General features: G+C 46.3%; 11 protein-coding genes and 1 pseudogene. 11 read left to right on the forward strand and 1 reads right to left on the reverse strand.

What is annotated here, in order from left to right; all coding sequences use genetic code 11:
* Nucleotides 1–8: 8 nt before the first annotated feature.
* From tagH to pulA, 7 genes and pseudogenes are all read left to right on the forward strand, one after another.
* Nucleotides 9–749, forward strand: a pseudogene (tagH, locus tag MKY22_RS04480) (teichoic acids export ABC transporter ATP-binding subunit TagH); the annotation flags it as partial.
* Nucleotides 750–861: 112 nt separating this feature from the next.
* Nucleotides 862–1,962 (forward strand): non-hydrolyzing UDP-N-acetylglucosamine 2-epimerase, encoded by a 1,101-nt coding sequence (gene wecB, locus MKY22_RS04485; RefSeq protein WP_023467472.1) that lies wholly within the window; start codon nt 862–864, stop codon nt 1,960–1,962.
* The gene (locus MKY22_RS04490; RefSeq protein WP_341086963.1) at nt 1,959–2,444 is read left to right on the forward strand and encodes a hypothetical protein; all 486 of its coding nucleotides are present in this window, start codon (nt 1,959–1,961) and stop codon (nt 2,442–2,444) included. Before wecB ends, MKY22_RS04490 begins: the two co-directional genes overlap by 4 nt.
* A complete protein-coding gene (locus MKY22_RS04495; RefSeq protein WP_341086965.1) occupies nt 2,434–3,822 on the forward strand; it encodes an MBOAT family O-acyltransferase in 1,389 nt (462 codons plus the stop codon). Before MKY22_RS04490 ends, MKY22_RS04495 begins: the two co-directional genes overlap by 11 nt.
* Before the next feature lie 15 nt (nt 3,823–3,837).
* Entirely contained in the window at nt 3,838–5,013 is a 1,176-nt protein-coding gene (locus MKY22_RS04500) for a DHHW family protein (RefSeq protein ID WP_341086969.1), read from the forward strand.
* Nucleotides 5,014–5,038: 25 nt separating this feature from the next.
* Nucleotides 5,039–5,953: an LCP family protein gene (locus MKY22_RS04505; RefSeq protein WP_231884701.1), complete on the forward strand. Its 915-nt coding sequence runs from the start codon at nt 5,039–5,041 to the stop codon at nt 5,951–5,953.
* A gap of 225 nt (nt 5,954–6,178) precedes the next feature.
* Nucleotides 6,179–9,091 carry a type I pullulanase gene (gene pulA, locus MKY22_RS04510; protein WP_341086970.1) on the forward strand — a complete coding sequence of 971 codons (2,913 nt, stop codon included), beginning with the start codon at nt 6,179–6,181 and terminating at the stop codon, nt 9,089–9,091.
* A 68-nt stretch (nt 9,092–9,159) separates the two neighbouring features.
* On the opposite strand, the gene MKY22_RS04515 is transcribed toward pulA, so the two are convergent.
* On the reverse strand, nt 9,160–10,419 hold the full coding sequence (locus tag MKY22_RS04515) for a dicarboxylate/amino acid:cation symporter (protein WP_064300322.1): 1,260 nt from the start codon (nt 10,417–10,419) through the stop codon (nt 9,160–9,162).
* Between the two features lie 313 nt (nt 10,420–10,732).
* On the opposite strand from MKY22_RS04515, the gene rpsU reads away from it, so the two are divergent.
* The 4 genes from rpsU to floA all read left to right on the forward strand — a co-directional run bounded on the left by rpsU (nt 10,733) and on the right by floA (nt 13,045).
* A complete protein-coding gene (gene rpsU / locus MKY22_RS04520; protein ID WP_012369719.1) occupies nt 10,733–10,906 on the forward strand; it encodes a 30S ribosomal protein S21 in 174 nt (57 codons plus the stop codon).
* A gap of 21 nt (nt 10,907–10,927) precedes the next feature.
* Nucleotides 10,928–11,374, forward strand: coding sequence for a GatB/YqeY domain-containing protein (locus tag MKY22_RS04525; RefSeq protein WP_023467485.1), 447 nt, complete (start codon nt 10,928–10,930; stop codon nt 11,372–11,374).
* Nucleotides 11,375–11,573: 199 nt separating this feature from the next.
* Complete coding sequence (locus MKY22_RS04530) at nt 11,574–12,065, forward strand: NfeD family protein (protein ID WP_051656223.1); 492 nt, start codon at nt 11,574–11,576, stop codon at nt 12,063–12,065.
* On the forward strand, nt 12,062–13,045 hold the full coding sequence (gene floA, locus MKY22_RS04535; protein ID WP_023467489.1) for a flotillin-like protein FloA: 984 nt from the start codon (nt 12,062–12,064) through the stop codon (nt 13,043–13,045). Before MKY22_RS04530 ends, floA begins: the two co-directional genes overlap by 4 nt.
* Nucleotides 13,046–13,047: the final 2 nt, after the last annotated feature.

The following is a 13,047-nucleotide window of genomic DNA, read 5'->3' on the forward strand; positions in this document are numbered from 1 at the left end:
GGAGAACGATGGGTCATGTCGTGTTTGAGAATGTATCGAAACGGTACATGCTCTATGCCCGACCGATCGACAAGCTAAAGGAAGTGTTGTTCGGTAAGGTGAATGGAAAATCGTTCTATGCTCTGAAGAACGTCTCCTTTTCTGTGGAAGAGGGAGAAATCGTCGGTGTCGTTGGCATCAACGGAAGTGGAAAATCGACACTATCGCATCTGCTTGCTAACGTGACACCACCGACGTACGGTCGGGTCACATTGGGTGGAAAGTCAGCATTGATTGCCATCTCTAGTGGATTGAATAGTCAACTGACGGGGCGAGATAACATTGAATTAAAAGGGCTGATGATGGGCTTGACGAAACGCCAAATCGAGACGATTACTCCAGAAATTTTAGAGTTCGCTGATATTGGGGAGTTCATCGATCAGCCAGTCAAGACATACTCGAGCGGCATGCGAGCTCGGATTGGTTTTGCCATCTCGATTCATATTAATCCAGATATCTTGATCATCGACGAAGCGCTCTCAGTCGGAGACCAAACGTTTACTGAAAAGTGTCTCGATAAGATGCGTGAATTCCGCGATCAAGGGAAAACGATTTTTTTCGTCAGTCATTCGCTCAGCCAGGTAAAGAGTTTCTGTACAAAAATCCTTTGGTTGGAATACGGGGAAGTACGTCTATTTGGTCCGACGAATGAAACGTTGGCTGAATACAATAAATATCTATATTGGTACAAACAGTTATCAAAAAAGCAAGCCTCCCATTACGTAGCTAAGAAACGAACGGAACGGATTGGTTCCGTGGATCAGCAGATGATGGGCGAGACGATTGAACAATCGTCATGAAATGAGATAGGGGATGAAGTAAATGAAACGTGTCATGCTTGTATTCGGAACACGACCAGAGGCGATCAAAATGGCGCCGGTCGTCAAAGCACTTGAAAATCGTCAGGACGTCGAACCAATCGTCGTCGTTACAGCACAACACCGAGAGATGCTCGATCAGGTCCTTGAACTGTTCGAAATCACTCCGGACCATGACTTGGATTTGATGCGTCCGCGTCAGACATTAGAGGAAATGACGGCGCGTATTTTAAACGCGATGCGTCGCGTCCTCGAAAAGGAACAGCCGGATCTCGTCCTTGTCCATGGGGATACGACGACGACGTTCGCTGCTTCTTTAGCGGCGTTCTATCAACAGATTCCAGTCGGTCATGTGGAAGCAGGACTACGGACATATGAAAAGTATGCGCCGTTCCCAGAAGAGATGAATCGTCAATTGACAGGTGTGTTGGCGGATTATCATTTTGCACCGACCGAACAGGCTGCAATGAATTTACGTGCTGAGAACAAGCAGACACCAATCATCGTAACCGGTAATACGGTCATCGATGCGTTGAAGACGACTGTATCACCGACATATACGCATCCTGTCCTATCTCGCCTAGAGAAGTCGGGACGAAAACTTGTCTTGCTGACCGTTCATCGCCGTGAGAATCATTTACAACTGGCAACGATTTTTGAGGCGATTGAACGATTAGCAAATGATCATCCAGAAATCGAAATCGTCTATCCGGTTCATCCGAATCCGGTCGTACTAGAGGCGGCAGCTCGCTTGGAGCATCATCCGCGGATTCAATTGATCGAACCACTTGATGTCTTTGACTTCCATAATCTTGCGGCTCGGGCATCCTTCATTCTGACTGACTCAGGTGGGATTCAAGAGGAAGCACCTTCGCTCGGCGTGCCTGTCCTTGTCTTACGGGAGACGACAGAGCGTCCAGAAGGGGTCGAAGCTGGAACGTTGAAGCTCGTCGGGACGAATCCAGAGATGATTTATACGATGAGTCATCAATTGTTGACGGATCAGGTGTTCTACCAATCGATGGCACAAGCGGCGAATCCTTATGGTGATGGACAAGCGGCGGAGCGAATCGTCGATGCCATCATGAGTGAGGTACCTGTATGAGTCAACGTATTCCTCCAGCGATTTATCAATTCTTTCCATTCGGAACGCAGGAAAAAATCTTGCTTGAGGATGCTACAGATGGTGTCTATTTTGATTTTCAAGAAGCGACGGCAGACGACAAATTGTACATTCAGTTGTTTGATCAAGGATTTCAACATCCTCCTTCAAAGTTATACCGGCCAGACGCCACGATTACAGGAGATCTCATCGAGGTGACCTGTCATTTCGAAGTCGATGCACCATGTGTCGTTCAGTTATTCAAGATGCAGTATGGACAGAAAAAACGGATGGGATCGGAAACGGAAACCGTCACATTGACGAATGAGACAGTCGTTCATGTACAGATGAAACGAGTACCAGAAGCGAAGTATTTCAAGGTGGCATGGAAGTTCTTGCAAGAGGGGAGCTTCCGGGTCCATCTCCGGGACATTCAGATTGTGCAACATGTCACGGCAGGGGAGGAAGCGACGTATGCTATTTAGTTCGACGATATTCTTATTTCTGTTCTTACCGACTGTGTTGATCGTCTATTACCTACTCCCACGCAGCTTCCGAAATGGCTGGTTATTAGTGACGAGTCTATTCTTTTATGCATTCGGGGAACCACGCTTTGCATTGCTGATGCTACTGAGTGTCACGATCAACTACTTCTTCGCCTTGTTCGTCGATCTGTATCGACACCGAATCGGCGTCAAATGGATCATGTTCAGTATGATCGCAGTCAATCTGGGGTTACTCGGCTGGTTCAAGTACAGCGGATTTTTTGTTCGTTCAGTCAACGAGACATTCGGATTAGGATGGTTCGTACCAGAAGTCGTCTTGCCACTCGGAATCTCGTTCTATACGTTTCATGCGATGAGTTATGTCATCGACATCTACAAAGGGAAGGAAGCGGTGCAAAAGAATCCGCTTGACCTCGCCCTTTATATCGCGTTCTTCCCCCAACTCGTCGCGGGTCCGATCGTTCGTTATAACACGATTGCGAGTCAAATCGAATCACGAGAAGAGACAGTTTCCGATTTTGCCCGAGGGGTTCGTCGGTTTACGATCGGCTTAGCTAAAAAACTGATTCTTGCCAATGGATGTGGTCAGGTCGCGGATGCCATCTTCAATATGAAAGATCTCTCGATGGGGCTTGCTTGGATTGGCATCATCGCCTACGCCTTACAAATCTATTTCGATTTTTCAGGATATAGTGATATGGCGATTGGACTAGCTTTGATGTTCGGATTTCATTTTCTTGAGAATTTTAACTATCCCTACATTTCAAAGTCCGTTTCTGAATTTTGGCGTCGTTGGCATATTTCGCTCGGATCGTGGTTCCGAGATTATGTCTACATCCCGCTTGGTGGAAATCGTGTCTCACCGTGGTTACAGTATCGCAACTTAGCAATTGTCTGGATGCTGACAGGTCTTTGGCATGGTGCGAGTTGGACGTTTGTCGCGTGGGGAGCGTATTACGGAATCTGGATCATGCTCGAGAAAGCATTTCTCGGGAAATGGTTGGAGAAAATGCCAGTCTTCTCGACCGTTTGGACACTCGTACTCGTGTTGGTCGGTTGGGTATTCTTCCGTTCCGAGACGTTCCCAGAAGCCGTTACGTACATTCAAGCGATGTTCGTACCAGATGTAATTTGGGATGAACGCGCGAGCTACCAGCTTGTCCAAAATGGTGTTCTATTGCTTGTCGCGTGTATCGCAGCGACACCGATTCCGAAAATCATCGGAGAGCGATTAGTCGTGTCACTCGGAAAAATTGGTACGACCATGCAGTATGGGTATGCGATGTTGCTACTATTTTTGGCGACATCAGCACTTGTTGCAAGTACGTTTAACCCATTCATCTATTTCCGCTTCTAAAAAGGAGGTCTACTGATGGCACAGCCACTTGAAACAGAAAATAAACAGGGACAAAAACGGACGACTTCTTTTGAACGGATCATGATGTGGGTGACGACGATTAGTTTTTTACTCATCTTGTTAACGATTGGTATCGGAACGATCGTCCGAGAGGATCGTGTGCGTTCCCAGTTAGAAAATCGTACACTCGCACAATCGGTCAATCCGACGATCGAAGGAATCGCGACTGGAAAAGACATGCTGAAGATGGAGACGTATTTCACGGATCAACTGCTTTTGCGGGGGACGTTCGTTGAGATGCAAGCACTGCTATCAAAGGATGTCTTTAGGCAGCCTTTTCGTAATGGAATCTATACATCTAAAAATGGCTATATGATCGAACCGAGTGCCTCGACTCAAGTTCAGATTCCAAACGCGTTTCAAAAATTCGTTCAAGAAGTCGACCGTCCAGTTTATATGGCGCTAGCTCCATCGAAGACGGTCATTGCTGAACGCGATCAGTTGATACCATCGTATGTTGCTTCGAACGCACGGACACGGTACGCAGGAATGATTCGTGACTTCAAGGCTGCCGGGATGACGAATTTGTCACTTGATCAATTAAAGCTAACGGATTACTTCAAGACGGACCATCACTGGAATATCGACGGGGCGGCGTCGGCGTACGAGACGATTACGAAAGGCATGGACCTACAACCAGTCACACCACCAAAAGCCAATCGTAAAGAGGATGAACATACCTACTATGGTTCATTGGCACGAAAGACGACGCTTGCGTACGCGACGTCCGGTGATCAGTTAGCTTATTATGGACCAGCATTCTTTAAAGGGATCGATGTCTGTTACGACGGGGCATGCGATCGTCCAATCATTGATGAATCCTTCGTTCAGCAGGAGGGAGATTACGTCGATCGGTATGAAGTATTCTTGCGCGGGAATCACGGCATCATGTCGATGAAAGAGCAAACGAAGAATGATCGACCAACGATTCTCGTCTTAAAGGATTCATTCGCGAATCCTGTCTTACCGTTCCTTGCTAAAAGTGCCAATCTGGAAGTCGTCGACGTTCGTTATGTGCCAAAATCATTCGACGTCTCGCAGTTCGCTAAACAAAAACAAGTCGACTCCGTGTTGTTCTTGCATAACTCGAACATTGCTGGATTGATGAAGACGTATGAAAACACACTATGAAGGAGTTCATGATATGAGATCCCGAATGGCGAAAAGAAAACCGCGTCTTGTTTGGCGCGTATTGAGTGCGCTCCTGCTAGGTTTCGTTCTGATTGCTAGTGCATCAGCTGGTTTAGCTTTTTTAAAAGTGAAACAAACGGCAGACGCGTTCTTAACACCGTTAGATGGAGAGCAGCCGAAGCCACTCGAATCGATGAAGCCGGTCAATGTCTTGTTACTTGGTGTGGATGAACGGAAAAATGATAAGGGACGTGCCGATGCCATCATGCTTCTTTCATTCAATCCAAAAACAAGACAAGCGACTTCCCTGTCTATTCCAAGAGATATGCAGGTAACCGTGCCTTCTGGCGAAAAGACTAAGATCAATCATACCTATGCCTATGGGGGTGTGAAAGAGACAGTCGAAACGGTGGAGCAGACGTTTGAGACCGATATTCCTTATTATGCGAAGATCAACATGGATGGATTGATTGAGTTGGTCGATGCTGTTGGGGGTGTCACGGTCGACAATCCATCTGCCTTCAGTTGGAACGACCGCCGTCTTCAAAAGGAGTATGAGAAAGGGAAAATTCATCTGACGGGTCTTGAAGCGAGTGGTTACGCACGTATGCGAAAGCAAGATCCACTCGGCGATATGGGTCGACAAATTCGTCAGCGTCAAGTGCTAGAAGCCGTCGGAATGAAGCTTGCTGGACCACAGTTGTTGACGCAACTCGAAAAGATTACGGACGTTATGAAAAACAACTTTACGACGAATATCGGACTTGATGTCGCAGCGCAGCTAGCGCAGGAGAATCAGCGTGGGTTCGAACAATTGAAGCCGCTGAAAATTGATGGAGAAGGATATATCGCAAGTGATGGTGTCTGGTATTTCTTTGCATCGGACGAATCAATGGAACAGACGAAGCAGACGATCGCTACACTTCTCGCACGATCGTAAGCCATAAATAGTATTACCATCAAACAAACCAGGATGAGCGTCTCTAGCACATGATTGTGGAGACGCTTTTTCCTGTTTTTCTCTAAAGTAACATCGTTCTTTTTGAAAAAAAGTGCTTGGTTCAAAAGTCTTATTTTCGATCAAACCGATGAAATAGGCTTTGACAGGACTTGTAAACGGATGCAAAATGAAAACGATTACATACCAAAAGGAGATGGCTACCGTATGAAACGCATGAAATTCGTTTGTATCGTTGCGCTAACGTTTGCACTGATATTTAGTGGACTCTCTTTATCCGGTCAAGCACTGGAAAAAGGGAAGTCGACATTGGTCATCATTCACTACAAGGAAGACCCAAATGCCACAATGGATTGGAATCTGTGGTTATGGGCAAATGGTCCGGATTATTTTCCGAATAAAGCTCACGCTTTTAACGGCGAGGATGCTTACGGGAAAATCGCAGCTTATGAATTTCCAGTTGATCAGCCGGAAAAAATCGGCTTCATCGTTCGAGATGATAACTGGAACAAGGATGGGGGATCTGAAAATGATCGCTTCATCACGAAAGATATGATTAAAAATGGTGTTGCTGAAATCTGGATCGAGTCGGGAAGTAAGAACATCTCGACAGTCAATCCAAGCAATGGAGCAGATGTCGAAAATATCGATACGAACATCCACTATTACCGGTATGACAATGATTATGACAAGTATGGTGTCTGGTCTTGGCCGGAAGAGCAAGATGGCAAGCGATTCGAGTTCGACAAGCAAGATGAGTTTGGTGCCGTTGCCAAAGTAACACTCGATAATCCGACGAAAGCACGTCTTGCAGGCGTCATTCCGCATCTTGAAGGATGGTCGGAAAAAGACGGAGCTGATCGTTTCTTTTATGCAGGGGCGAAAGACATCTGGTTGATTGAAGGAGATCAGACGGTGTACTACAGCAAACCGGAAATCGATCGCACACCGAAAATCACAAGCTTTTTAGCAGATGACTTCCGGACGATGACATTAAAAACGAATGCACCGTTGACGGAAGAAGACTTAAAGGCATTTACGTTTGAAGGCGTGACGAATCCAGTCGTGTCAGCAATCGATGCCAAAACGGTAAAAGTCGAAGTCACTTCAGATATCGATTTAGCAAAAGTCGTCCGAGCATCTCATCCTGTTTTTGGAGAAGCAATTCTTGAAGCAGGTAAAGTGCTCCGTTCGAAAGCATTCGACCAAAAGTATGCCTACGATGGAAAACTCGGTGTCGACTATCAAAAATCGAAGACGACGTTTAAAGTCTGGGCACCGACAGCACAAGCCGTCGAGCTCGAATTGTATCGCTTACCAAAACAAGAAGCTGCTACGACAAAAGATATCACGCGCGAAATCAAGATGGAACGAACGGATCGTGGTGTGTATCAAGTAACAGTCAAGGGCGATCTTGACGGTGTCGGATACACATACGAAGTCAAACACGCCAAAGAATCAACGCGTGCTGTTGATCCGTATGCGACAGCAGTCGCCGTCAATGGCGACCAAGGTGTCGTCGTCGACTTACGCGAGACGGATCCAAAACGCTGGACGAATGGGAAAATGCCACTTCGCCATGCGACAGACGCAATCATCTATGAATCACACGTCCGTGATTTATCGATGTTTGATGTGACGAATTCAGGTTACGATTCAGGGATCAAACAAAAAGGGAAGTACCTTGGCGTCATCGAGCCAGGTACGCGTTTGACGAAGGATGGTGAGAAAACGAAGACGAAGACGGGGCTTGATCATCTGAAGGAACTTGGCATCACGCACGTTCAGTTCATTCCAGTCTATGATTTCAACACAGCGTCCGTCGATGAGACGAACCCGCTTAAATCGTATAACTGGGGTTATGATCCGAAGAACTATAACGCACCAGAAGGATCGTATGCGACAAACCCCTATGATCCAAAAGTCCGAATCACAGAAATGAAGCAGATGATTCAAGGACTACATGACAATGGACTTCGTGCTGTCATGGACGTCGTTTACAACCACATGTTTGACGCAAAGGCATCAAACCTTGATAAAATCGTCCCTGGTTATTACTACCGTTATACAGAAGGCGGCGATTTAGCGAACGGAACTGGTGTCGGAAACGATACAGCGTCTGAGCGTCAAATGATGCACAAATTGATCGTTGACTCTGTCTCCTACTGGGCGAAAGAATACCACTGGGACGGATTCCGCTTTGACTTAATGGGCATTCACGACGTCAAAACGATGAATGCTGTCAAACAGGCGACAAAACGAATTGATCCGTCGATTCTCGTATTCGGAGAAGGGTGGAGCCTTGGAACACCGCTTCCAGATTCAGAGAAGGCCAACCAAACGAATACAAAACAAATGCCAGGAATCGGACATTTCAATGACAATCTACGCGATGCGCTCAAAGGTAGCGTCTTCATCGATTCAGATGCTGGTTTCATTAACGGAACAACCGGTCTTGAAACGCGCATCAAACGCGGAATCGTCGGAGAGATTGCTTATGACAAAGAGATTCAAGGATTTACGCAAGAACCAGATCAAGCCATCACTTACGTTGAAGCACATGATAACCATACGCTTTGGGATAAGTTGAACCTGACGAATCCACAAGACAATGACGCAACGAAGACAAAGATGCATCGTTTGGCTTCAAGTATCTTGTTGACGTCACAAGGAACGACGTTCATCCATGCAGGGCAGGACTTCATGCGGACGAAGGGCGGAGACCATAACTCGTATAAATCACCGGATTCTGTCAACCAGCTCGACTGGAAACGGAAGATGGACCGTCAACAAGACGTTGATTATATGACAGGATTGATCGAGTTACGTAAAAAGAATCCAGTACTTCATTTAGCAACAGCAAAAGACATTCGTCGTTACCTGACGTTTGAAACAGCACCGGCACAAGTCATCGCTTATCGATTAGATGATGCTGCGCCACAACAAAAGGATGATCTCTACGTCATTCATAATGCGAATCGGACAGCAGTCGATATGAAGTTACCGACAGGGAAATGGAAGTTGCTTGTAGACGGTAAACAAGCAGGAACCAAAGCAATCCGTAAAGTATCAGGTACGGTTCGTGTCGAAGGACTTAGCTCATTCGTCTTATCGAAATAAGTGAACAGATAAAAAAGGACGTTCCGCAGTTGGCGGAACGTCCTTTTCGTCAGTCGAGAAACGTGCAATCAAGCGTAACGCTCATCCGTTTCTTCGTTCTCTTCTTCTTTCAGATTACCTTCTTCCGATTTCGAGACGATGACGGCACATGCTGCGTCACCAGTGATGTTGACGGCTGTCCGCATCATATCAAGAAGACGATCGACACCGATGATTAAAGCGATCCCTTCGACCGGTAGATTGACCGATTGAAGAACCATCGTCAACATGACGAGACCGACACCCGGTACACCGGCTGTACCGACTGAGGCAAGAACAGCTGTCAGGACGACAGTCGCAAGTTGACCTGGCGTCAAATCTACAGCGTAGACTTGCGCGATGAAGACAGTCGCGACACCTTGCATGATTGCTGTTCCATCCATATTGATCGTCGCACCAAGAGGTTGGACGAAACTTGAGACGGAACGCGGAACCTTCAACTCTTTTTGAGCCGTTTGCATCGCGACAGGAAGTGTTGCGTTCGACGAAGACGTCGAGAAAGCAAACAACATGACAGGTGCGAACTTCTTAAAGAAGAAGAACGGGTTCATCTTCCCGAGTAACGAAACAGTCGAACCGTATGTGAATAAAGAATGAACGACTAACGCTAGAACAACGACGAGCATATAGAAGAACATTGCTTTTAACGATTCCCAACCTTGTGAACCGACTGCTGATGCGATCAAAGCAAACGCTCCAAGCGGAGCCATCTTCATGACGAGTGTGATGAGGTACGTCATCAATTCGTTTCCTTGTTCGACGAATGTCCGTAACGTCGAGACTTTTTTACCGAGGAATGTGATTCCAAAACCGACGAACACACTGAAGACGATGATTTGCAACATGTTGCCTTCTGCCATCGAGGTGATCGGGTTCGTCGGGAACATACCGACGATTGTGTTGATCAAACTCGTATCGGGAAGACTTCCACTATCGTATTCAAGGTTATTTGTAGAGAAGCTTCCGAGAGTACCCGGTTTAATCAGTAATGACAAACCGAGAGCAATGACAATCGCGACAGCCGTCGTCGTCATGAAGTAGCCGATTGCCTTTCCGCCGACACGACCAAGCTCTTTTGGATTCCCGAGCCCCATGACACCGAGAGTGATCGAGAAGAAGACGATCGGTACGACGAGCATCTTAATCAGGTTCAGGAAGATTGTCCCGATGGGCTGTAAAGCATATTTATTCAATCCCTCATAAATCGACTTATCCGGTAAGGTTGCAAGAATGATTCCGAGGATCACCCCGAGAATCAATCCCCAGATGATGCGCTTTGCTTCTTTCATATGTGATGTCACACTCCTTTATTTGATAATTGTCTATATTTTGACACATCATCACCCATTTTGACAAAACATTTTAAAAAATACATGATAACGCTTACAAAAAAGTTTCTGGATTTTGATGCAGGAATGACTAGATTTTGTTGTCAAACGGATGCAACCATGAGAGGATAGAAAAGAACAAAAAGGAACAGCGTAGGGTATAGAAAAGTCGCTAGAATCAACTGTTGACCAAATTGTATATTCCTACTATAATGTTGTATGACGTGTCTGACACGTTTCCTTTAGTCGGTAATATCGGAGGGAGGGAAAACTAGTGGAAACTCGTGTACGTAAAAATGAATCACTTGAAGACGCACTTCGTCGCTTCAAACGTGGTGTTTCAAAAGATGGTACGCTTGCAGAAGTTCGTAAACGTAAACACTACGAAAAGCCAAGTGTAAAACGTAAGCTTAAATCGGAGGCTGCGCGTAAGCGTAAGAAGTTCTAACGTTAGAGAGGGTGTATCCTCATGAGTCTTCAGGAGCGTTTGACAGCGGATATGAAAGAAGCCATGCGTCTACGTGAAAAAGATCGTCTTACGACGATTCGGATGGTGAAATCATCGCTGCAAAATGAAACGATCAAACTCGGTAAGCAAGAATTGACGGACGAGGAAGAATTAACGATTCTTTCACGTGAAATGAAGCAGCGCAACGACTCCCTCCGAGAATTCGAAAGCGCTGGTCGTCACGATCTCGTCGAGAAAATTCAAGCAGAGATTGTCGTGCTCGAAGCTTATATGCCAAAACAGCTTTCCGAGGAAGAAGTACAGGAAATCGTCGACGCAGCTATTGCGCAGACGGGTGCCTCTGCTCCTTCAGATATGGGGAAAGTAATGGGTATCGTCATGCCACAGCTTAAAGGCAAGGCAGACGGTGCATTAATTAATCGACTCGTCAAACAACGGCTCGCTTAATACATGGAAAAGGTGTCCTTCGGGGCACCTTTTTTGTCGTTCCTGTCACAATTAAAAGTTTCTTGATGAATTCAGAATAGTCATGAAACCTTTTTGTTTTGAAAGCGTATATAATTATAGTAACAAATCAAAGTGCAAAAGAAGCAGCTTCTGACACGAATGAAAAGGGGTGAACGTACGCATGACGTTTAGCTTAGGGATGATTTTGGCGGTCTTCATGATCGGGGTCCTCATGTTACTGGTCGAAATATTCGTCACAGGGTTCGGAATCTTTGGAGTCCTCGGAATCGGCGCTGTCCTTGCTAGTCTGATCATGGCAGGTGCTACAGTTGGTCAAGTAGGCATAGCGGTTGGACTTGCTGTATTTCTATCACTTGCGGCCGGATACTGGGCATATCGCAGAATTAAATCGAATCAATCCTTATTATGGAGAGGTTTGATTTTGACAGATTCCACATCGTCTGAAAAAGGCTATCTTTCTCATCAAGACAAAGTGCAATTGTTAGGACAAGAAGGAGTTAGTCTGACACCTCTCCGTCCGTCAGGAACAATTGAAATCGACGGAAATCGAATCGATGCGGTTACGGAAGGGACCTTCATTCAAGCGGGGGAAACGATCGTCGTAAAAGAAGTGACGCATGGACGCGTCATTGTTAGAGTCCAACATACGAAGGAGGAGTCCCACACATGACACCTGAATTATTGACTGTATTACTCATATCCGGAGGAATTTTAATTTTCCTCGCCATCTTCTTCACGCTCGTTCCGATTCCACTTTGGATTAGCTCGCTCGCAGCGGGAGTACGCGTATCGATCTTTACATTAGTCGGGATGCGTCTTCGTCGAGTAACACCGTCTAAGATCGTCAATCCGTTGATCAAGGCGGTTAAAGCGGGATTGAACTTGAATACGAACCAACTGGAAAGTCACTTCCTTGCTGGTGGTAACGTTGACCGCGTCGTCAATGCCTTGATTGCAGCACACCGTGCGAATATCGAGTTGAGCTTCGAACGCGCAGCGGCGATTGATCTTGCTGGTCGTAACGTTTTGGAAGCTGTTCAAATGTCGGTTAACCCGAAAGTCATCGAAACACCATTCATTGCCGGTGTGGCGATGAACGGGATTGAAGTGAAAGCGAAAGCCCGGATCACGGTACGTGCGAACATCGATCGTCTCGTCGGTGGTGCTGGGGAAGAAACGGTCATCGCACGTGTTGGTGAGGGTGTCATCTCAACCATTGGTTCGTGTAATGACCAAAAAGAAGTACTTGAGAATCCAGAGATGATCTCACGGACGGTTCTTGCAAAAGGACTCGATTCGGGTACGGCGTTCGAGATTCTCTCGATTGATATTGCAGATATTGATATCGGTAAGAATATCGGTGCGGTTCTGCAGACGGATCAAGCAGAAGCAGATAAGAACATTGCGCAAGCGAAAGCCGAAGAACGTCGCGCAATGGCGATCGCAAGTGAACAAGAGATGAAATCACGTGTTGAAGAGATGCGTGCGAAGGTTGTCGCTGCTGAAGCGGAAGTGCCGCTTGCTATCGCTGAAGCGATGCGTGACGGTAACTTTGGCGTCATGGATTATGCGAACTACTTGAACGTGACAGCAGATACGAAAATGCGCCAAGCAATCGGTGGGCAATCATCACCAAATGACTCACAATAAAG

It is taken from the genome of Exiguobacterium sp. FSL W8-0210, from assembly GCF_038006045.1.
Lineage (GTDB): Bacteria > Bacillota > Bacilli > Exiguobacteriales > Exiguobacteriaceae > Exiguobacterium_A.